Raw genomic sequence first — 19,781 nt, forward strand, 5'->3', positions numbered from 1 at the left:
GGAAGAGGCGTCAGCCGTGACGGGTGCCCGGCTCGCGGTAGTCCCGCGCCTCCAGATGATCGACGCGATACTGGAGATTGGCTTCGCGGATCATGCCGGGGATGAGGAACAGGTCGATGAGCTGGCCGATGCCCAGAAGGCCGACGGTGAGCAGCCACAGCGCGCCCGTCCAGTAGCGGCCGGCATAGAAACGGTGGATGCCGCATATGCCCACGAGGCAGAAGAACCAGAACAGATAGGCGACGGGAGCCGAGCGCATCGGTGCGCATCTCCATGACGAAACCACGCCGCAATATCCGGCGCCGCGCATGACATAGGAATGCCGCTGGGGAATTGCGAGATCGCACGGTGCAATTCCCCGGCTGTGCCGGTTCCGGGCGCGTGGGGGCCGCGCGCATCAGAATTCGATGCCCTTCTGCGCCTTCACCCCGGCTTTGAAGTGGTGCTTCACCAGCCCCATCTCGGTCACGAGGTCGGCGGCTTCGACCAGCATCGGCTTGGCGTTGCGGCCGGTGACGACGACATGGAGGTCCGGCCGGCGGGCGGCGAGGACCGTCACCACCTCCTCGACGGGCAGGTAGTCATAGCGCAGCGCGATGTTCAGCTCATCGAGGATCAGCAGGCCGAGGTTCTCGTCGGCCATCAGTTCCCGGGCCTTGTCCCAGGCGCGGCGGGCGGCGGCGATGTCGCGGGCGAGGTCCTGCGTCTCCCAGGTGAAGCCCTCGCCCATGGAGTGCCACTCCACGCGGTCGCCGAAAGCCGCGAGCGCATCGCGCTCCGCCGAATGCCAGGCGCCCTTGATGAACTGCACCACGCCGACTTTCCCGCCATGCCCGAGCACCCGCAGGGCGAGGCCGAAGGCGGCGGTGGACTTGCCCTTGCCGGCGCCGGTGTGGACGATTAGCAGGCCCTTCTCGGCGGTCTTCTCCGCGACTTCCGCGTCCTGAACCGCCTTGCGCTTCTCCATCTTGGCGCGATGGCGCGCGGCCTCTTCCGGGGAGATGTCGCTCATTCCGTCACCCCGATCCCTTCACGTTCATGGGCAGCCCGGCGACCATGAAGACCACGCGGTCCGCCCGCTGCGCAACCATCTGGTTGAGGCGGCCCTGCGCGTCGCGGAAACGGCGGGCCAGCGCGTTGTCCGGCACGATGCCGAGGCCGACCTCGTTGGAAACGACGATCACCGGGCCGCCATGCCCCGCCAGCGCCTCGACGAGCGCGGCGCTCTCGGCCGCGACGTCGCCGTCGGCCAGCATGCGGTTGGTCAGCCAGAGCGTGAGGCAGTCGACCAGCACCGGCCGCCCGGCGGGCAGGCCGTTCAGCGCGTCCGCAAGGTCGTGCGGGGCGTCGAGCGTGCGCCACTCCGCGCCGCGCCGCGAGCGGTGGAGCGCGATGCGCTCCACCATCTCGTCGTCATAGGCCTGCGCCGTCGCGATATAGGTCCATGGCGGCGTGAGACGCTCGACGAGTTCCTCGGCGTGCCGGCTCTTGCCGGAGCGGGCGCCGCCGAGGACGAGGGTGAGCGCCACGGCTGAGGCGTCCGATCAGCCCGGAACGACCTGGCCGATCACCGCCGCGAAGCCGATGCCGGCCACCGCCGCGCCGGCGAGGCGCGGAGCGAGGGCCGAGGCAGCACGGCTGGCGACCAGCGCGACGCCGATCGACAGGGCGGACTGGATCAGGACGAGGCCCGCCAGATAGGCGTAGAGCGGCGTCGGCTCGGCGCCGACGATCGACTCGCCATAGGCGTAGCCGTGGAACAGGCCGGCGATAGCGAACAGCACCGCCCACGCGCCCGTGGCCACGCGCTCGCCGCGCGCCAGCAGGAAGCCGGCGAGAAGCACGCTCGCGGCGACGACCAGCTCGGCCGCCGGAAGGTCGACGAGCGAGAGGTGGACGCCGACGCCCACGGCGGATACCGCGACGAAGATGATCGGCAGCCACAGCGGCATGCCGCCCAGCGCGGTGGCGACGCCCACCGCCACGAGGAAGGCGAGGTGGTCGGGACCGATCACCGGATGGGCGAGGCCGGAAATGAAGCCCTCGCCGAAGGTCGAGGGCATTTCGCCGCCCATGGCATGGTGGGCGAAGGCCGGGGACGAGGCGACGAGCGCGAGCGCGGCGGTCGGAAGGACGGCGGCGCGCCGAAGGATCGGGTTCATCGAGGCTCCTTGGCCCTTCTCGATGAAGGGCAAGTCATTGAAAAATAAGGTCAGGTGCCGGGCGTCGCGAGACGCGGCCGCAGCCAGCCGGCGAGCCCGCCGAGGAGGGACCAGAAGACGAAGCTCGCTACGATGGTCGCAACCACGAAGCTGTGGTGTAGCGATTCCGGGATCGGGCTCTCGTGGCTCGCGGGCTGCGGCGCGCCGATGATCTGAGGCGCTACGATCAGCGCGACGCCGAGAATGGCGAGCACCGGGGTGCGGCCGAAGGCGATGAGGGCGAGGCCCGCCGCGGTGGCCGCGGCCGTGCCGACCCACCAAACCTGACGCGCCGCGAGGTCGGCCGCCGGCATGGCGGGCAGCTCCGGCGGCAGGCCGAGACCCGGTGCCAGCGTGAACACGGCGAAGCCCGCCAGACCCCAGATGACCCCCTGGCGCCAGCCGGTCAGCCCGCCGGCGAGCTCGCTGGCCGCGACCAGCAGCAGGCCGAAGCCGAAGCCCGTCAGCACCATGGCGAGCACGGTGTAGGCGTTGCGCTCGAAGCCGTCCGCCGGGCCCCATTCGTCGGCGTCGTGGCTGTGCTCGGCGGTGCCCGGCGCATGTTCGTGCGTCGCGGCTTCCGCCGGTGCCGGGGCTTCCGCCTCGCCGGAACCCTCGAAGGTTTCCGCCTGAAGGATCAGCGGAACGGTCGTGAAGATGTGGACGGCCGAGCCGACGAGGCCCGTGCCGATGCCCGCCAGCGCGGCGACGAACAGAATCGTCCTGAAAAGCGACATGATGCGTCCCCCGTAACGGTCAGTGGCAGGGGAAGGCGGTCGCGTGGCGGACGTCGTGCGTGGCGTTGTGCACGGCGCTGATGTGGGAGAAGCCCACGCCGCCCAGCACGAAGACGCCAAGCAGCGCCGCGAACGTGATCTGGATGGTGCGCGAGGCGATGGATTCGTGGGAAGCAGCCGCGCTGTGGCTGTTCTGGGTCGGCATGGTCGGCTCCTTTGACCCTCCACCCGAGGATCTGTGCGGGTTGCGTCGCCGGCCGGTCTCCTGGCTCGCGGGTCTCGGCCCGTCTCCGCCTTCCCGGCGCTGCCGCCAGTGGCTGTTGGAGAAGGGCTCGCCGCTTACAGTTGCGGGGGCAGCCGCGGATTCGGCGGATTTCTCCGCCCCACCGCGTTCCCGTCTTGCGTCCCGTGCGCATCACGGGAACCGACGACTCCGGCGACTATAGTCCAGCCGCCGGCTACCGCAACCGGCTCGACCGCCGGTCGCGTTGACAATTCGCATGGGCGCTCCTTTAGTGGCCCCCGACCGTCGGTTCCTTCCTTCCGGGGAAGGACGAAGAGGGAATGCGGTGCGGAGGCCCGAAGGCTCTCCAATTCCGCGGCTGCCCCCGCAACTGTAAGCGGCGAGCCTCAGCCGGAAGCCACTGGGGAATTCTCCGGGAAGGCGGCGACGAGGCGACGACCCGCGAGCCAGGAGACCTGCCGGCGGTCCGGTCGTGCGTGCCGGCGGGGTGCCCGGCAGTCAGGCAGAGCCGCGCCTCCCGCGGCTTCGCGCGGAAATCCTTCCGCGACCGGCGCATCCCGCGAACGTTGGATTTTCGTGGAGACGCCGCATGAACACCGCCGCCCCGACCCCTCTCGACCGGGTGCCATGCACCATCGTCACCGGCTTCCTCGGCTCCGGCAAGACGACGCTGATCCGCCACGTGCTGGAAACCGCGAAGGGCAAGCGGCTCGCGGTGATCGTCAACGAGTTCGGCGATGTCGGCATCGACGGTGAGATCCTTAGGGGATGCGGCATCGACACCTGCCCGGAGGAGAACATCGTCGAGCTGGCGAATGGCTGCATCTGCTGTACCGTGGCGGATGATTTCGTGCCCGCGCTCGACGCCATTCTCGCGCGCTCGCCCAGGGTCGACCACATTCTGATCGAGACCTCCGGCCTCGCGCTGCCCAAGCCGCTGGTGCAGGCCTTCCACTGGCCGGCGATCAGGAGCCGGGTGACGGTGGACGGCGTGGTCGCGGTGGTGGACGGCGCGGCGCTGGCGGACGGGCGCGTGGCGCATGACCATGACGCGCTCAGCCAGCAGCGCGCGGCGGATGCCTCGCTCGACCATGACGACCCGATCGAGGAAGTGTTCGACGACCAGATCGCCTGCGCCGACCTCGTGATCCTCACCAAGGCGGACCTGATCGACGCGGCCGGGCAGGCCAGGGCGCGGGCGGCGCTCGACGCCGAGTTGCCGAGGGGCGTGCGCGTGGTGAGCGTCACCGAAGGCCGGGTCGACCCGGTGGTGCTGATGGGGCTCGGCGTCGGCACCGAGGACGACATCGAGAACCGCAGGACCCATCACGACGATGAGGCCGAGCACGATCACGACGATTTCGACAGCTTCGTCGTCGAGGTCCCCGAGATCGCCGATCCGGCGGAATTCTCGGCCCGCATCGCCCGCGCGGCGGAGGAGGCGGAAGTGCTGCGGGTGAAGGGTTTCCTGCCCGTCGCCGGCAAGCCGATGCGCCTGCTGGTGCAGGCGGTCGGCCCGCGCGTGGCGCATCATTTCGACCGTGCATGGGGCGCGGAGCCGCGCGTCGGGCGGCTCGTCGCCATCGGCCTCAAGGGCCTTGACCGGGCGAAGGTGGAGGCCATCCTCGCCGGGGAACGGGAGGTCGCGTGATCGGGCGCCTCGCCCATGCGCGACGTCATGGCCGGACGTGTTCCGAAGTCGGCATTTGCCGACTTCGGTCTCTAGGGTGCAGAACTCGGGCTTGCCCGAGTTCTGGCCATCCACGTCTTTGGCCGATGAAGAAGTCGTGGATGCCCGGGCCAAGCCCGGGCATGACGGCCTTCTGAGCGAGGCCGGCCATGCACATCCTCACCACCACCTCGAGCAGCCTCGACGATCTCGTCGAGCCGGTTGATCTCGGCCAGACGCCGGGGGAGGTGGTGGTCGTGTCCTTCGCCGACAGCGACCTGATGGGCCTCGCTTCGGCGCTGGCGCGGGCGCAGGATGCCGGCCTGCCGAGCCTGCGCCTCGCCAATCTGCGCGATCTCCGGCATCCGATGTCGGTCGATCTGTGGATCGACAGCGTGGCCGTTCATGCGCGGATCGTCGTCGTGCGCCTGCTCGGGGGGCTCGACTGGTGGCGCTACGGCGTCGACCGGCTGAGCGCCGAGGCAAGGGCGCGCGGCTTCGCGCTGGCCGTGCTGCCGGGCGAGGATCGCGACGATCCACGGCTCGCGGAGGCCTCGACGCTGCCGCCGGTGGAGCTGGAGGCGCTGCTCGGCTATTTCCGCGCCGGCGGGCCGGCGAACATGCGCGCGCTGCTGGAGCGGCTGGCCCTGCATGCCGGCCGTACCTTCGCCCCGACGCCTCCCGTGCCGGTGCCGCTGGCGGGTTTCCACGCCTGGGAAGGCGAGGGGGAGGCTGCGGGGCGGGCGGTTCCGGTCATCTTCTATCGCTCCATGGAACTGGCTGGGGACACCGCGCCGGTGGACGCGCTGTGCACCGCTCTCGCCGCCAGGGGATTGACGCCGAAGCCGATTTTCGTGGCGAGCCTGAAGGAGCCGACCTCCATCGCCTTCCTGAAGGAGGCGCTGGCCGCTCTCGATCCCGCCGCCATCGTCACGCTGACCGCTTTCGCCGCCGCCGATCCGGGCGAGGAAACCGTTCTCGACGCCGCCGGGGTGCCGGTCCTGCAGGCGGTCGTCGCCACCACCCGGCGGGAGGCCTGGGTGGAGGGCGTGCGCGGGCTGACCAGCGCCGACCTCGCCATGCATGTGGTGCTGCCCGAACTCGATGGGCGCGTGCTCGCCGGGGCCGTCTCGTTCAAGGCGCCGGACATGGCGGCGGCCGGCGTGCCGGGATTTGCCGGGCTGGTGAATCGGGCGGAATGCAACCGTATCGAGCAGGTAGCAAAACGCGTAGCAGCGCTGGTGCAACTCGGTGCTACGGAGCGCTACTCCCGGCGCGTCGCCGTGCTGATGCCCGATTATGCCGGCGCCCCCGGCCGCACCGGCTGGGCGGTGGGGCTCGACGTGCCGGCGAGCGTGCTGGCGCTGATGGACGACCTCGCCGCCGCCGGCTACCGGGTCGAGGACCGGCCGGCGGACGCGCGGGAGTTGGTGGAACGGCTGGCGGCGGTCCCGAAGGATGACCGTCATGCCCGCCCTCGGGCCGGGCATCCACGACTTGATCGGGAGGAAGGCGTGGATGGCCGGGACAAGCCCGGCCATGACGTCGGGGATGCGGCGCTGCCGCTCGCCGACTATCGGGACTGGCTGGCAGCCCTCCCTCCCGCTGCCGTCTCCGCCGTCGAGGCCGCCTGGGGCGCGCCGGAGGACGATCCCGACCTCATCGACGGCGCCTTCCGTTTTCGGGCGCGGCGCTTCGGCAACGTCACCGTCGCCCTCGCGCCGGACCGTGGAAGCCGGGCCGAGCGGCGGGCGCAGTATCACGACCCGGCCCTGCCGCCGCGCCACGCGCTGCTCGCCTTCGGGCGGTGGCTGCAAGGCGGGGCCGACGTCCTCGTCCATATGGGCGCGCACGGCACGCTGGAATGGCTGCCGGGCAAGCATGTGGCGCTGACCGAAGCGTGTTTCCCGGAGCTGGTGCTGGGCGCGCTCCCCGTCGCCTATCCCTTCATCGTGTCGAATCCCGGCGAGGCGGCGCAGGCCAAGCGGCGCATCGCGGCGGTGACGCTCGGCCATCTGCCGCCGCCGACCGTCGAAGCCGGGCTGGCCTTTGAGGCGGCCGAGCTGGAACGCCTCGTTGACGAATATGCACAGGCCGATGGGCTGGACCGGCGCCGGCGCGAGCTTCTGGCACGGCTGATCGTCGAGGAGGCCGAGCGCACCGGCCTTGCCCGCGACGCCGGGCTGGCGACGGGCGCCGAGCCGGACGAGGCGCTGAAGCAGATCGACGCCTTCCTGTGCGACATCAAGGAGATGCGGCTCAAGGACGGCTTCCACGTCTATGGCCGGGGTGTCTGCGGCGAGGCTGAGCGCGACGGGCTGCTCGCCGTGCTGGACGGGCGGCGCGTCGCCGCCGGGCCGGCCGGCGCGCCGGGGCGCGGGCGCACCGACGTGATGCCGACGGGGCGCAATCTGTTCGCCAGCGACCCGCGCGCCCTGCCGACGCCGACCGCCATGGACCTCGGGCGGCTGGCGGCCGAGGAGGTGCTGCGGGCCTATGCGCAGGCGCATGGCGACTGGCCGCGCGCGCTGGTGCTGGATCTGTGGGGCAGCGCCACGCTGCGCACCGGCGGCGAGGAGATCGCGCAGGGGCTGGCGCTGATCGGGGCGCGCCCGACCTGGGACCCCGCCACCGGGCGCGTGACCGGCATCGAGGTGCTGCCGACCGCGGTGCTGGGACGGCCGCGCGTCGACGTGACATTCCGCATCTCCGGCCTGTTCCGCGACCTGTTTCCGGCGCAGATCGCGCTGCTCGACGCCGCGCTGAGGGCGGTGGCGCGGCGCGAGGAGACGGCGGACGAGAACCCGCTGAAGGCGGCGGGAGAAGAAGCCGCGCGCATCTTCGGCACCGCGCCGGGGGCTTATGGCGCGGGGCTGGAAGCCGGCGACATCGAGCGCGAGGCACTGGGCGCCGCCTATCTCGCAAGCGCCTCGCACGCCTATGGCGGCGCGGAGGGCGAGGCGCGTGACGCCGGCGCGGCCTTCACGGCGCGGGTGGCGGCGGCGGACCTGCTGGTGCACGGCGCCGACGATCCCGGCCGCGACCTGCTGGAGGGCGATGCCGACCTCGCCTTCATCGGCGGCTTCGCGGCGGCGGCGGAAGGGCTGGAGCGCGCGCCCGACCTCGTGGTGCTGGACACTTCCGACCCCGCGCGGCCGTCGGCGCGCCCGCTCGACCAGGCGATCGCCCGCATCGTGCGCGGACGGGTGAACCCGCGCCATGTCGGCGGGCTGCTGCGGCACGGGCCGCGCGGCGCGGCGGAGATCGCCGAGACGGTCGACCGGCTGATCGGCTTCGCTGAGGCGACGCGGGCGGTGCCGGGCCATCTGATCGACGCGCTGCACGCCGCCTATGTCGGCGATGCGGCGGTGCGCGACTTCCTCCTGCGGACCTCGCCCGAGGCGGCGCGCTTCGTCGCGGCGCGCTTCGAGGGGGCGCGGGAGAAGGGGCTCTGGCACCCGCGCCGCAACGACGTGGCGGCCGACCTCGCCCTGCTTTCCGGGGAGGCGGCGGAATGAGCGACGTCGCCCGCCTGCGGCGCGGGGCCTGCCCGAGCCTGCCGCGCCCGATGCGCACCGGCGACGGGCTGCTGGCGCGGCTGCAGCCGCGGGCGCCGCTGACCCTCGACCAGCTCGGCGGGCTGGCGCGGCTCGCCCGCGAGCTCGGCAACGGCATTCTCGAGGTGACGGCGCGCGGCAAGCTGCAATTGCGCGGCCTGAGCGAGGCGAGCGCCGGGCCGCTGGCGGAGGGCGTCGGCACGCTGGGCATCGCGATGCCCGAAGGTTTCCCTGTGGAGGTGAACGCGCTGGCGGGCCGCGACCCGGTGGAGGTCTTCGATCCGCGTCCACTGGCGCAGGCCATCGCGCAGGCCGCCGCCGGGCTGGTGCCGCACCTCGCGCCGAAGGTCTCCGTGGTCGTCGACGGCGGCGGGACGCTGCGGCTCGGCGAGCTGAAGGCGGATATCGGCGTGAGCGCGGGGGAGGCCGGGACACGGCTCATCGCGCTCGCCGGCCGGCCGGTCGGGCTGGCGGCCCCGGAGCAGGCCGTCGCCGTCGTGGTGGCGCTGCTGGAACGGCTGGCGGCGCGGGGGAGCGCCGCCCGCATGCACGAACTGCTGGCGCAGGAGGGGGCCGAAGCGCTGACCGCCTCCCTTGATCTCGCGCCGGCGGGGGCGATCTCCCGGCCCGCGCCGTCCGAGCCGGTCGGCCTTCATGCGCTGAAGGACGGCACGCTCGCGCTCGGCGTAGGGCTTGCCTTCGGGCAGGTCGCGGCGGCGGCGCTGGAAGATTTTGCGAGAGCCGCCGGCGCGGTCGGCGTGCGCCGCGTGGAGCCGGCGGCGGGGAGGGCGCTGCTGGCGACCGGCCTGACGCGCGCGGCGGCGGAGCGGCTGCGCGCGCAGGCGGGCGCGCTGGGCTTCATCACCGATCCCGCCGATCCGTGCCGCCGCGTCTTCGCCTGCGCCGGGCAGCCGGCCTGCGCTTCGGCGCGGCTTGAGACGCATGCGCTCGCCTCCACCCTGGCGCCGCTGATGAGAGGCGGGGAACTGCATGTTTCGGGCTGCGTGAAGGGCTGCGCGCACCCCGCGCCGGCGGCGCTGACCATCGTGGGACTGGACGAAGGTGCCGGTCTCGTGGTCGAAGGCACGCCGCGCGACGTTCCCGCGCGCATCGTGCCGGTGGCGGGAGTGCCCGGAGCCGTGCGTGAGTTTCTGAAGAAGGACCCGATCTGAGTGTCCATCCCGTTCGATTACGTGCGCGACGGCAACGCGATCTATGAGCGCTCCTTCGCCATCATCCGCGAGGAGGCCGAGCTTGGCCGCTTCTCGGCGGAGGAGGCGGATGTGGCGGTGCGCATGATCCACGCCTGCGGGCTGGTGGAAGCGGCCTATGCCATCGACTTCTCGCCCGATCTGGTACGGGCCGCGCGTGCGGCGCTGAAGGCCGGCACGCCGATCCTGTGCGATGCGGAGATGGTGGCGCACGGCGTCACCCGCGCCCGGCTGCCGGCGGGCAACGAGGTGATCTGCACGCTGCGCGAGCCGGCCGTGCCGGGGCTGGCGGAGCGGCTCGGCACCACGCGCTCGGCCGCCGCGCTGGAACTGTGGCGCGACCGCATGGAGGGCGCCGTCGTCGCCATCGGCAACGCGCCGACGGCGCTGTTCCGGCTGCTCGAAATGCTCGATGCCGGCGCGCCGAAGCCGGCGGCGATCCTCGGCATTCCCGTCGGCTTCGTCGGCGCGGCCGAATCCAAGGACGCGCTCGCGGCGGGCGACCATGGGGTGCCCTGGCTGGTGGTGCGCGGGCGGCTGGGCGGCAGCGCCATGACGGCGGCGGCGGTGAACGCGCTGGCGAGGCCCGGCATATGAACGCGATCTCGACGGGCTCCGAACGGAGCGGGACGGGCGCCGGCCGCCTGATCGGCGTGGGCGTCGGGCCGGGCGATCCCGAACTGATGACGCTGAAGGCGGTGCGCGCGCTCGGCGAGGCCGATGTCGTGGCGTATTTCGCCAAGCAGGGCAATGCCAGCCACGCGCGGGCCATCGCCTGCGGGCATTTCCGCGCCGGGGCGCAGGAGCTGCCGCTCGGCTATCCCGTGACCACCGAGCTGCCGAAGGACGAGGCGCCCTACCGCGCCGCCATCACCGATTTCTATGAAGACGCGGCGAGGTCGGTCGCGGCGCATCTCGACGCCGGGCGGACGGTGGCGGTGCTCTCGGAGGGCGATCCGCTGTTCTACGGTTCCTACATGCACCTGCATGTGCGCCTGTCCCAGCGCTACCCGACCGAGGTGATCGCCGGCGTCACCGGCATGTCCGGCTGCTGGTCGCAGGCCGGGACACCGATCGCGCAGGGCGACGACGTGCTGAGCGTGCTGCCGGGCACGCTGCCGGAAGCCGAGCTGACGCGGCGGCTCGCCGAGGCGGACGCGGCGGTGATCATGAAGGTGGGACGCAACCTGCCGAAGATACGGCGCGCGCTCGACGCCGCCGGCCGGCTGGAACGGGCGCTCTATGTCGAGCGCGGCACGATGAACGGCAGCCATTGCGAAAGGCTGGCGGGGAGGGCGGACGTGCCGGCGCCCTATTTCGCCATCGTGCTGGTGCCGGGTTGGGGGACGCGCGGATGAGTGCGGGCAAGCTCTACGTCGTCGGCCTCGGGCCGGGAGAGGCGCGCTTCCTGACGCCGGAGGCCAGCGCGGCGCTCGGCGAGGCCGAGGCGCTCTACGGCTACGCGCCCTATCTCGACCGCGTCCCGGCGCGCGACGGGCAGGCGCGCCATGCCTCCGACAACCGCGAGGAGCTGGCGCGGGCGGGCGCGGCGCTCGCCCATGCGGCGGGCGGGGCGACGGTGGCGATGGTCTCGGGCGGCGACCCCGGCGTGTTCGCCATGGCGGCGGCGGTGATCGAGGCGATCGAGACCGGGCCGGCGGAATGGCGGGCGCTGGAACTCGCGGTGGTGCCGGGCATCACCGCCATGCTGGCGGTGGCGGCGAAGTGCGGCGCGCCGCTGGGGCACGATTTCTGCGCCATCTCGCTCTCCGACAACCTCAAGCCCTGGGACGTGATCGAGAAGCGGCTGCGCCTCGCCGCGCAGGCGGGCTTCGCCATGGCCTTCTACAACCCGGTGTCCAAGGCGCGCCCGCACCAGCTCGACACCGCCTTCGACATCCTGCGCGAGGAGCTGGCCGGCAGCGTGCCGGTGATCTTCGGGCGGGCGGTGGGGCGGCCGGACGAGCGCATGCGCGTGGTGCCGCTGACCCATGCGCGCGGCCACATGGCCGACATGGCGACCTGCATCCTGGTCGGCTCGGCGGAGACGCGGATCGTCGAGCGGCCGGGCCGGCCCTCGCTGGTCTATACGCCGCGCCGGTCGGGAGATGCCTGATGGGGTCGGCCCTTGCGAGCTGCCCGCTCAGGGGTTCGTCATGGCCGGGCTTGGCCCGAAGTCGGCAAATGCCGGCTTCGGTCGCCAGAGTGCGGAACTCGGGCAAGCCCGAGTTCCGGCCATTCACGCCTTCCTTTTCCCCGAACACCCGGCCAAAGTCGTGGGTCCCCGGGTCAAGCCCGGGGATGACGGTCAGATGTCGGCAGGGGCGGAATGGAGAAGGCTCAAGCCGGGGATTTCGGCAGGCCGAGCCCCTGCAGCCACGCTACCGCCGCCTCCACGCTTTCCACCGTCTCGACCTCGGGGCGGGCGGGACGCGCCACCATGATGACCTCGATGCCGAGCGCGCGGGCGGCTTCCAGCTTGCCGTAGGTCGCCGCGCCGCCGCTGTTCTTCGACAGCACCGCGTCGATGCGGTGCTCCTCAAGCAGCGCCCGCTCGTCCGCCTCCGCGAAGGGGCCGCGCGCCTCGATGTAGCGGGCGTGCGGCACGGCGAGGGGTGGGGCGACGGGATCGATGCTGCGCACGAGGTAATGGTGCTGCGGGGCGGCCTCGAGCGCGCGGACCTCGTTGCGGCCGAGCGCGACCAGCACCTGGCGCGGCGCGGCGCCGAGCCTCGCCACCGCCTCCGGGATGTCGGCGGCCTCGGTCCAGACATCGCCCGGCCGGCGGGTCCAGGCGGGGCGGGCCAGGGCGAGCAGCGGCACGCCGGCGATGCGCGCGGCCTCGGCCGCGTTGCGCGAGATGACGGCGGCGAAGGGATGGGTGGCGTCGATCAGCGCGTCGATGCGCTCCGCCTTGAGATGCGCCGCCAGCCCCTCCGTGCCGCCGAAGCCGCCCGAGCGGGTGGGGGCGGGCAGGTCGAGCGGGTTGCGCGTGCGCCCGGCAAGCGACAGGCTGACCTCGTAATCGCCGCGCGCGGCAAGCGCCTGCGCCAGCGCGCGCGCCTCGGCCGTGCCGCCGAGGATGAGCAGGCGTGGGCGCGTATCGCGGTTCGGGTCGGGCAGGGTCATGCAGGGCACTGAGTCCATAGCCATCGGGCGGCGCGACGATGCGCCGGAGGCGCGCTGGTTGTCCATCGTCGGGATCGGCGAGGAGGGCCTCGATGGCCTCTCGCCCGCCGCCCGCGCCGCCATCGAGGCGGCGGAGGTGGTGTTCGGCGGGGCGCGGCATCTGGCGCTGGCGGGTGCGTCGGTGACGGGAACGGCAGTGGCGTGGCCGAGCCCGTTCGAGCGGGGGATCGAGCAGGTGCTCGCCATGCGCGGACGGAAGGTCTGCGTCCTCGCCTCGGGCGACCCGTTCCTCCACGGCGTCGGCGCGACGCTGGCGCGCCACCTGCCGGCCGGGGAGATGCGGGTCATTCCCGCGCCGTCTTCCTACAGCCTCGCCGGTGCCCGCCTCGGCTGGCCGCTGGCGGAGACGACGTGCCTGACCGTGCATGGCCGCTCGCTCGATCTCGTCCGCGCGCATCTGCATCCCGGCCGGCGGCTGCTGGTGCTGACCTCCGACGGGGCGGGACCGGGCGAGATCGCCAGGCTGATGACCGGGAGCGGCTTCGGCGGCTCCACGCTGCACGTGCTGGAAGCGCTGGGCGGGCCGCGCGAGCGGGTGCGCTCGGCGACGGCGGCGGCGTTCGACCTCGCCGATGTCGACCCGCTCAACCTTCTGGGCATCGAGGTCGCGGCGGGGGAGGGCGCACGGATCATCGCCCGTGCGCCCGGCCTGCCGGACGACCTGTTCGAGCATGACGGGCAGCTCACCAAGCGCGAGATCCGGGCGCTGACGCTTTCCGCCCTGGCGCCGCGCCGGGGCGAGCTTCTGTGGGACATCGGCGCCGGGGCGGGGTCCGTCAGCATCGAATGGATGCTGGCCGACCCCTCGCTCGAAGCGGTCGGCATCGAGGAGCGGCCGGAGCGGGCGGCGCGGGCGCGGCGCAACGCGCAGGCGCTCGGCGTGCCGGGGCTCGCGATCGTCGAGGGCCGGGCGCCGGATGCGCTGGCCGACCTGCCGGCGCCCGACGTGGTGTTCATCGGCGGCGGGGCGGGCGAACCGGGCGTGATGGACGCCGCCATCGCGGCGCTGAAGCCGGGCGGGCGGCTGGTCGTCAACGCGGTGACGCTGGAGACCGAGGCGCTGCTGATCGCCCGCCACGCGGCGCAGGGCGGCGAGCTGGTGCGCCTTTCCGTCGCCCGCGCGGCGCCGGTGGGGGGGCTCACCGGCTGGCGGCCGGCGATGCCGGTGACGCAATGGAGCTGGGCGAAGCCGGGAGGCGCGTCGTGATCGTGGCCGGCGTCGGCAGCCGTCGCGGGGTGACGGCGGAGGAGGTCTGCGCGGCGGTGCGCGGGGCGCTGGCGCGCCACGACGTGAAGCTGTGCGACATCTCGGTGATGGCGACGCCGGCGATCAAGGGCGGCGAGGCCGGCATCATCAAGGCGGCGCTCGATCTCGGGCTGCTGTTGGTGATGGTGCCGCAGGCGCAGCTGGAATCCGCCGGGGAACGGGCGGTGACGCATTCCGAGCGCGTGGTGGCGCTGATGGGCGTGCCCTCGGTGGCGGAAGCCTCGGCGCTGGCGGTGGCCGGCCGGCGCTCGACGCTGATCGGGCCGCGCTTCGTGCTGGGGCCGGTGACCTGCGCGCTGGCGCGCGAGGCTGAAAAAGGGGTGGAGACGCCGTGACCGTGCATTTCATCGGCGCCGGGCCCGGCGCAGCGGACCTGATGACGCTGCGCGGGCGCGACCTCATCGCCCGCTGCCCCGTCTGCCTCTATGCCGGCTCCATCGTGCCGCCCGAGGTGCTGGGCTGGTGCCCGGAGGGCGCGCGCATCGTCGACACGGCGCCGCTGTCGCTCGACGAGATCGAGGCGGAATTCCTTGCCGCCGCCGCCGCCGGGCTCGACGTGGCGCGGCTGCAGTCCGGCGACCTGTCGATCTATTCGGCGGTGGCCGAGCAGACGCGGCGGCTGGAGCGGGCCGGGATCGCCTACACGCTCACCCCCGGCGTGCCGGCCTTCGCGGCGGCGAGCGCGGTGCTGGGACGCGAGCTGACCGTGCCGGGGCTGGCGCAGAGCGTGGTCATCACGCGGGTTTCCGGGCGGGCCTCGGCCATGCCGGAGGGCGAGACGCTGGCCGCCTTCGGCGCGACGGGCGCGACGCTCGCCATCCATCTCGCCATCCATGCGCTGGAGACGGTGGTGCGCGAGCTGACGCCGCTCTACGGCGCCGACTGCCCGGTCGCCGTGGTGGTGGAGGCGACGCGGCCAGCCGAGCGGGTCATCGCCGGCACGCTCGGCGACATCCTTGCCAAGGTCGCGGCCGAGCCGGTGGAGCGCACGGCGCTGATCATGGTCGGGCGGGCGCTGGCGGCGGAGGATTTCCGCGAGAGCGCGCTCTACGACGCCGCCTATCAGCGCCGCTTCCGGGGGCGGGGATGAGGAGGCGCGAGATTAGCACCCGTCGAGGCGCGGGCCATGCCCGGGCACCTCGGGACGACGTGCCCCCGGGAAAGCAACGTCATCCCAAGAGCCTGACGGACACGTCCCCGAACGCCGTCATCCCCGGGCGTGTCCCGGGGGTCCACGACTTTGCCACCGCTTCTACCCGGCCGATAGGCGTGGATGGCCGGGACAAGCCCGGCCATGACGGCGCCTTTGTCATCGCCGCTGAGACCTTGCCGCCGGCCTCGAAGGATGTAGCCGCTGGAGCCATTTCATGACCGCGCGCGGCTTCATCATCGCGGCGCCGCGCTCGGGGTCGGGCAAGACGACGGTGACGCTCGGGCTCGCCTCGGCCTTCGCGGCGCGGGGCGTCGGCGTGCGCGCGGTGAAGTCCGGGCCGGATTATATCGACCCCGCCTTCCATGCCGCCGCCACGGGCCGGCCGGGGCTGAACCTCGACAGCTTCGCCATGCCGCCCGCGCTGATCGACGCGCTGGCCGCGGAGGCGGCGGAAGGCGCCGATCTCGTCATCGTCGAGGCATCGATGGGGCTGTTCGACGGCATCGTCGGCGAGCCGGGGCGGACGGGGGCGGCGGCGGACCTCGCGGCGCGGCTCGGCCTGCCGGTGGTGCTGGTGCTCGACATTTCCGGCCAGTCGCAATCGGCCGCCGCCGTGGTGCGGGGCTTCGCGACGCACGATCCCGACGTGCGGATCGCCGGGGTGATCCTCAACAAGGTGGCGAGCGAGCGCCACCGTGCGCAGGCGGGCGAGGCGATCGCCGCGCTGGGTATCCAGATATTGGGCAGTCTGCCGCGTGAGGGGGCGGTGAGCCTGCCGGAGCGGCATCTCGGCCTCGTGCAGGCCGCCGAGCATCCCGAGCTTGCCGGGCAGCTCGCCGCGCTGGCGGAGCGGGCGGAGCGGCATATCGACCTCGATGCGCTGGCGGGGATCGCCGTGCCGATGATGCCCGCCGGAGGGCCGGCGCCGCTGGCGCTGCCGCCGCCCGGCCAGCGCATCGCGCTCGCCAGCGACGTCGCCTTCTCCTTCGCCTATGAGCATCTGGTCGCCGGCTGGCGGCGGGCGGGGGCGGAAATCCTGCCGTTCTCGCCGCTCGCCGACGAGGCGCCGGCGGCGGACGCCGACGCCTGCTGGCTGCCGGGCGGCTATCCCGAGCTGCATGCCGGCACGCTGGCGAGCGCCGCGCATTTCCTCGACGGCGTGCGGGACTTCGCGCGGACGCGGCCGGTGCATGGGGAGTGCGGCGGCTTCATGGTGCTGGGCGAGGCGATCGAGGATGCCGAGGGCGTGCCGCACCGCATGCTCGGCCTGCTCGGCCACGCCACCAGCTTCGCCCGGCGAAAGCTCAATCTCGGCTACCGGCGGGCGGCGACGCTGGCGGCCTCGCCGATCGGCCCGGCGGGCACGCGGCTGCGCGGCCACGAGTTCCATTATGCCAGCGTCACACGTCAGGGCGACGATGCGCCGCTTGTCGAATTGAGCGACGGACAGGGTAAGGGAATAGGACCGGCCGGGAGCCGCCGCGGGCGGGTCTCGGGAACCTTCTTCCACGTCATCGCCGTTGAACAAGCCGAACTGGAGTGAACCATGAACGCCTATCGCCGCTTCCTCGTCCTGCTGGCTGGCCTGATGGGAGCAGCGGGGGTGGCCGCGGCGGCGGCCGGGGCGCATGTGAACCCCGACCCGAACCTCGCCACCGCCGCCAGCTTCCTGATGCTCGGCGCGGCGGCGGTTATCGGCGCCTGCGCGCTGGCCGCGGCGCGGGGGCAGGGCTGGTCCTTCGCGACGGCGGGCGGGGGAATCATCGCCCTGGGCACGCTGCTTTTCAGCGGCACGCTAGCCGGGCGGGTGCTCTGGGACGTGGTTCTTTTTCCTATGGCCGCGCCGATCGGCGGGACTATGCTGATCGTCGGATGGCTGGTCCTGGGACTGGCGGCGTTCGAGCGGGGGAGCCGCGCCGGCTGAAGTTGGCCAGAAGGTTGCATCAAACGAGAACGGTATTCGCGAGAACGGCACCCGCCACCCGGCCGGGCCGGGGGCGGCAGCCGCAACGGGAGCACTAGCTGCACATGTCAGTCGAGGTCGAAGAGAAGATGCTGGACAAGCCGGAGACCGTCGCGCGCCCGGCAGCGGGCGGGAGCGGGGACGACGTCGCCCAGTTCCGCGCGGCGGTGATCTCCAAGCTCACCTATGCGGTGGGCAAGAACCCGGCGGCGGCGAGCGATCGCGACTGGTTCCTCGCCACCGCCTTCGCCACCCGCGACCGGATCGTCGACCGCTGGATCACCTCGACCCGCCAGACCTATTCGGAAGGCCGCAAGCGGGTCTACTACCTCTCGCTGGAGTTCCTCATCGGGCGGCTGCTGTTCGACGCGCTGACCAATCTGGAGATGCTGGAGACGGCGCGCTCGGCGCTGGGCGACCTCGGCGTCGACCTCGACCGGCTGCGGCAGGTGGAGCCGGACGCGGCGCTGGGCAATGGCGGCCTCGGGCGCCTCGCCGCCTGCTTCATGGACAGCATGGCGACGCTCTCCATCGCCGCCTATGGCTACGGCATCCGCTACGACCACGGCCTGTTCCGCCAGAGGATCAAGAACGGCTGGCAGCAGGAATATCCCGAGGATTGGCTGTCCTTCGGCAATCCGTGGGAATTCGAGCGCCCCGAGGTCTATTACGATATCGGCTTCGGCGGCTCGGTGGAGGCGCTCCCGATGGGGGGCGACCGCAAGAAGCAGGTCTGGCATCCCGCCGAGACGGTGGAGGCGGTGGCCTATGACACGCCCATCGTCGGCTGGCGCGGCCACCATGTGAACACGCTGCGCCTGTGGTCGGCCCGCGCCGCCGATCCGCTGCGGCTCGACGCCTTCAACCAGGGCGACCATGTCGGCGCGCTGGCCGACCAGGTGAAGGCCGAGGCGATCTCCAAGGTGCTCTACCCGAGCGACGCGACGCCGGCCGGGCAGGAGCTGCGCCTGCGGCAGGAATACTTCTTCACCGCCGCCTCGCTGCGCGACCTGATCCGCCGCCATATCGACAGCTTCGGCGACGTGCGCTCGCTGCCCGACAAGGTGTCGATCCAGCTCAACGACACGCATCCTTCCATCGCCGTCGCCGAGCTGATGCGCACCCTGCTCGACGAGCACGACATCGAGTGGGATGAGGCGTTCGACATCACCGTGCGCACCATCTCCTACACCAACCACACGCTCCTGCCCGAGGCGCTGGAGACCTGGCCGGTGCCGCTGATGGAGCGCGTGCTGCCGCGCCACATGCAGATCATCTACCTGCTCAACGCCAAGCATCTGGAGAAGGTGCGCGCCGAGTTCCCCGGCGACGACGCGCTGGCCAGCTCCGTGTCGCTGATCCAGGAGGATCACGGCCGGCGCGTGCGCATGGGCAATCTCGCCTTCCTCGGCTCGCACTCGATCAACGGCGTCGCGGCGCTGCACAGCGAGCTGATGAAGACCACGGTCTTCAAGGATTTCTACCGGCTGTTCCCCGACCGGATGAACAACAAGACCAACGGCATCACCTTCCGCCGCTGGCTCTACCAGGCCAATCCCGGCCTCACCAGCCTGCTGGTCGACGTGTGCGGGCCGGAGGTGCTGGACGACGCCTCGCAGCTCAAGAAGCTGGAAGCCTTCGCGGGCGATTCCTCGCTGCACGACCGGCTGGCCGCCGTGCGCCGGCAGAACAAGGTGGCGCTGGCGCGGATCATCCGTGACCGGCTCGACATCAAGGTCAATCCGGGCGCGCTGTTCGACGTCCAGATCAAGCGCATCCACGAATATAAGCGCCAGCTCCTGAACGTGCTGGAGACGATCGCGCTCTACGACTCCATGCGCGCCAACCCGACCCGGAACTGGGCGCCGCGGGTGAAGATCTTCTCCGGCAAGGCGGCGGCGAGCTACCAGATGGCCAAGCTCATCATCAAGCTCGCCAACGACGTGGCCCGCGTGGTCAACGACGACCCGACCGTGCGCGACCTGCTGAAGGTGGTGTTCCTGCCGAACTACAATGTCAGCCTCGCCGAGAGCATCATCCCGGCGGCGGACCTGTCCGAGCAGATCTCCACCGCCGGCATGGAAGCCTCCGGCACCGGCAACATGAAGATGGCGCTCAACGGCGCGCTGACCATCGGCACGCTCGACGGCGCCAATGTCGAGATCAAGGAGCATGTCGGCGACGACAACATCTTCATCTTCGGCCTGACCGCCGAGGAAGTGGAGGAGCGCCGCCGCAACGGCATCGACGAGGCGGGTGCGATCCGCGACTCCCACCACCTCGGCGAGGTGCTGGACGCGGTGGGCTCGGGCGTGTTCTCGCCCGACGAGCCCGACCGCTTCCGGCCGCTGGTCGATGCGCTGCGCCACCACGACTACTTCCTCGTGACGGCGGATTTCGACGCCTATTGGGACGCCCAGCGCGAGGTCGACGCGCGCTGGAACGACCGGGCGGCGTGGTGGACCTCGAGCGCGATCAACACCGCCAATATGGGCTGGTTCTCCTCCGACCGGACGATCACCGAATACGCCACCGAGATCTGGAACGTGCCGGTGCGGCCCGTCCGCTGACGCCGGCGAGCCGGGCGGCG

19 protein-coding genes and 2 riboswitches are annotated in these 19,781 nt (G+C 72.2%); of the genes, 12 read left to right on the forward strand and 7 right to left on the reverse strand.

What is annotated here, in order from left to right; genetic code table 11:
- Positions 1 to 10: 10 nt before the first annotated feature.
- The 6 genes from FO470_RS06540 to FO470_RS06565 form a co-directional block, all read right to left on the reverse strand.
- Complete coding sequence (locus tag FO470_RS06540) at positions 11 to 259, reverse strand: TM2 domain-containing protein (protein WP_144342156.1); 249 nt, start codon at positions 257 to 259, stop codon at positions 11 to 13.
- 138 nt (positions 260 to 397) lie between these two features.
- Entirely contained in the window at positions 398 to 1,012 is a 615-nt protein-coding gene (gene cobO, locus FO470_RS06545) for a cob(I)yrinic acid a,c-diamide adenosyltransferase (protein WP_144342157.1), read from the reverse strand.
- 4 nt (positions 1,013 to 1,016) lie between these two features.
- Entirely contained in the window at positions 1,017 to 1,529 is a 513-nt protein-coding gene (gene cobU, locus FO470_RS06550; protein WP_144342158.1) for a bifunctional adenosylcobinamide kinase/adenosylcobinamide-phosphate guanylyltransferase, read from the reverse strand.
- Between the two features lie 15 nt (positions 1,530 to 1,544).
- Entirely contained in the window at positions 1,545 to 2,162 is a 618-nt protein-coding gene (locus FO470_RS06555; RefSeq protein ID WP_144342159.1) for a HupE/UreJ family protein, read from the reverse strand.
- Positions 2,163 to 2,212: 50 nt separating this feature from the next.
- A complete protein-coding gene (locus tag FO470_RS06560) occupies positions 2,213 to 2,938 on the reverse strand; it encodes a CbtA family protein (protein WP_144342160.1) in 726 nt (241 codons plus the stop codon).
- Positions 2,939 to 2,957: 19 nt separating this feature from the next.
- Positions 2,958 to 3,143 (reverse strand): CbtB domain-containing protein, encoded by a 186-nt coding sequence (locus tag FO470_RS06565; protein ID WP_144342161.1) that lies wholly within the window; start codon positions 3,141 to 3,143, stop codon positions 2,958 to 2,960.
- Between the two features lie 33 nt (positions 3,144 to 3,176).
- A riboswitch (cobalamin riboswitch) is annotated at positions 3,177 to 3,382 on the reverse strand.
- A gap of 69 nt (positions 3,383 to 3,451) precedes the next feature.
- Positions 3,452 to 3,659: riboswitch (cobalamin riboswitch) on the forward strand.
- Between the two features lie 112 nt (positions 3,660 to 3,771).
- Here FO470_RS06565 and cobW point away from each other — a divergent pair.
- From cobW to FO470_RS06595, 6 genes are all read left to right on the forward strand, one after another.
- Positions 3,772 to 4,833, forward strand: coding sequence for a cobalamin biosynthesis protein CobW (gene cobW, locus FO470_RS06570; RefSeq protein ID WP_144342162.1), 1,062 nt, complete (start codon positions 3,772 to 3,774; stop codon positions 4,831 to 4,833).
- A gap of 188 nt (positions 4,834 to 5,021) precedes the next feature.
- Positions 5,022 to 8,369, forward strand: a complete 3,348-nt coding sequence (gene cobN, locus FO470_RS06575) for a cobaltochelatase subunit CobN (protein ID WP_144342163.1) — start codon at positions 5,022 to 5,024, stop codon at positions 8,367 to 8,369.
- Positions 8,366 to 9,580 carry a precorrin-3B synthase gene (cobG, locus tag FO470_RS06580; RefSeq protein WP_144342164.1) on the forward strand — a complete coding sequence of 405 codons (1,215 nt, stop codon included), beginning with the start codon at positions 8,366 to 8,368 and terminating at the stop codon, positions 9,578 to 9,580. Before cobN ends, cobG begins: the two co-directional genes overlap by 4 nt.
- Positions 9,581 to 10,216: a precorrin-8X methylmutase gene (locus tag FO470_RS06585; RefSeq protein WP_418655042.1), complete on the forward strand. Its 636-nt coding sequence runs from the start codon at positions 9,581 to 9,583 to the stop codon at positions 10,214 to 10,216.
- The gene (locus FO470_RS06590) at positions 10,213 to 10,977 is read left to right on the forward strand and encodes a precorrin-2 C(20)-methyltransferase (protein ID WP_144342165.1); all 765 of its coding nucleotides are present in this window, start codon (positions 10,213 to 10,215) and stop codon (positions 10,975 to 10,977) included. The genes FO470_RS06585 and FO470_RS06590 overlap by 4 nt, the downstream gene beginning before the upstream one ends.
- Positions 10,974 to 11,735 carry a precorrin-3B C(17)-methyltransferase gene (locus FO470_RS06595; RefSeq protein WP_144342166.1) on the forward strand — a complete coding sequence of 254 codons (762 nt, stop codon included), beginning with the start codon at positions 10,974 to 10,976 and terminating at the stop codon, positions 11,733 to 11,735. Before FO470_RS06590 ends, FO470_RS06595 begins: the two co-directional genes overlap by 4 nt.
- A 224-nt stretch (positions 11,736 to 11,959) precedes the next feature.
- Here FO470_RS06595 and FO470_RS06600 read toward each other — a convergent pair whose 3' ends face one another.
- The gene (locus tag FO470_RS06600) at positions 11,960 to 12,748 is read right to left on the reverse strand and encodes a cobalt-precorrin-6A reductase (RefSeq protein WP_144342167.1); all 789 of its coding nucleotides are present in this window, start codon (positions 12,746 to 12,748) and stop codon (positions 11,960 to 11,962) included.
- Here FO470_RS06600 and cbiE point away from each other — a divergent pair.
- From cbiE to FO470_RS06630, 6 genes are all read left to right on the forward strand, one after another.
- Positions 12,747 to 14,015, forward strand: a complete 1,269-nt coding sequence (gene cbiE, locus FO470_RS06605; RefSeq protein ID WP_144342168.1) for a precorrin-6y C5,15-methyltransferase (decarboxylating) subunit CbiE — start codon at positions 12,747 to 12,749, stop codon at positions 14,013 to 14,015. The two genes, FO470_RS06600 and cbiE, sit on opposite strands and share 2 nt — an antisense overlap.
- On the forward strand, positions 14,012 to 14,410 hold the full coding sequence (locus tag FO470_RS06610; protein WP_144342169.1) for a cobalamin biosynthesis protein: 399 nt from the start codon (positions 14,012 to 14,014) through the stop codon (positions 14,408 to 14,410). Before cbiE ends, FO470_RS06610 begins: the two co-directional genes overlap by 4 nt.
- Complete coding sequence (gene cobM / locus FO470_RS06615) at positions 14,407 to 15,165, forward strand: precorrin-4 C(11)-methyltransferase (protein ID WP_144342170.1); 759 nt, start codon at positions 14,407 to 14,409, stop codon at positions 15,163 to 15,165. Before FO470_RS06610 ends, cobM begins: the two co-directional genes overlap by 4 nt.
- Before the next feature lie 277 nt (positions 15,166 to 15,442).
- Positions 15,443 to 16,771, forward strand: a complete 1,329-nt coding sequence (locus tag FO470_RS06620; protein ID WP_144342171.1) for a cobyrinate a,c-diamide synthase — start codon at positions 15,443 to 15,445, stop codon at positions 16,769 to 16,771.
- Positions 16,772 to 16,774: 3 nt separating this feature from the next.
- Entirely contained in the window at positions 16,775 to 17,152 is a 378-nt protein-coding gene (locus tag FO470_RS06625; protein WP_144342172.1) for a DUF423 domain-containing protein, read from the forward strand.
- Positions 17,153 to 17,256: 104 nt separating this feature from the next.
- Complete coding sequence (locus tag FO470_RS06630) at positions 17,257 to 19,761, forward strand: glycogen/starch/alpha-glucan phosphorylase (RefSeq protein WP_144342173.1); 2,505 nt, start codon at positions 17,257 to 17,259, stop codon at positions 19,759 to 19,761.
- Positions 19,762 to 19,781 lie beyond the last annotated feature (20 nt).

This window comes from Ancylobacter moscoviensis (assembly GCF_007559435.1).
Taxonomy (GTDB): Bacteria; Pseudomonadota; Alphaproteobacteria; order Rhizobiales; family Xanthobacteraceae; genus Ancylobacter; species Ancylobacter moscoviensis.

Bases quoted from the DNA above. Each gene is read 5' to 3' on its own strand.
- cobG (WP_144342164.1), top strand. From the start codon at position 8,366: ATGAGCGACGTCGCCCGCCTGCGGCGCGGGGCCTGCCCGAGCCTGCCG.
- FO470_RS06630 (WP_144342173.1), top strand. From the start codon at position 17,257: ATGTCAGTCGAGGTCGAAGAGAAGATGCTGGACAAGCCGGAGACCGTC.
- FO470_RS06560 (WP_144342160.1), bottom strand. From the start codon at position 2,938: ATGTCGCTTTTCAGGACGATTCTGTTCGTCGCCGCGCTGGCGGGCATC.
- FO470_RS06620 (WP_144342171.1), top strand. From the start codon at position 15,443: ATGACCGCGCGCGGCTTCATCATCGCGGCGCCGCGCTCGGGGTCGGGC.
- FO470_RS06555 (WP_144342159.1), bottom strand. From the start codon at position 2,162: ATGAACCCGATCCTTCGGCGCGCCGCCGTCCTTCCGACCGCCGCGCTC.
- cobW (WP_144342162.1), top strand. From the start codon at position 3,772: ATGAACACCGCCGCCCCGACCCCTCTCGACCGGGTGCCATGCACCATC.
- FO470_RS06590 (WP_144342165.1), top strand. From the start codon at position 10,213: ATGAACGCGATCTCGACGGGCTCCGAACGGAGCGGGACGGGCGCCGGC.
- FO470_RS06565 (WP_144342161.1), bottom strand. From the start codon at position 3,143: ATGCCGACCCAGAACAGCCACAGCGCGGCTGCTTCCCACGAATCCATC.
- FO470_RS06600 (WP_144342167.1), bottom strand. From the start codon at position 12,748: ATGACCCTGCCCGACCCGAACCGCGATACGCGCCCACGCCTGCTCATC.
- FO470_RS06540 (WP_144342156.1), bottom strand. From the start codon at position 259: ATGCGCTCGGCTCCCGTCGCCTATCTGTTCTGGTTCTTCTGCCTCGTG.
- FO470_RS06595 (WP_144342166.1), top strand. From the start codon at position 10,974: ATGAGTGCGGGCAAGCTCTACGTCGTCGGCCTCGGGCCGGGAGAGGCG.
- cobN (WP_144342163.1), top strand. From the start codon at position 5,022: ATGCACATCCTCACCACCACCTCGAGCAGCCTCGACGATCTCGTCGAG.
- cobO (WP_144342157.1), bottom strand. From the start codon at position 1,012: ATGAGCGACATCTCCCCGGAAGAGGCCGCGCGCCATCGCGCCAAGATG.
- FO470_RS06625 (WP_144342172.1), top strand. From the start codon at position 16,775: ATGAACGCCTATCGCCGCTTCCTCGTCCTGCTGGCTGGCCTGATGGGA.
- cbiE (WP_144342168.1), top strand. From the start codon at position 12,747: ATGCAGGGCACTGAGTCCATAGCCATCGGGCGGCGCGACGATGCGCCG.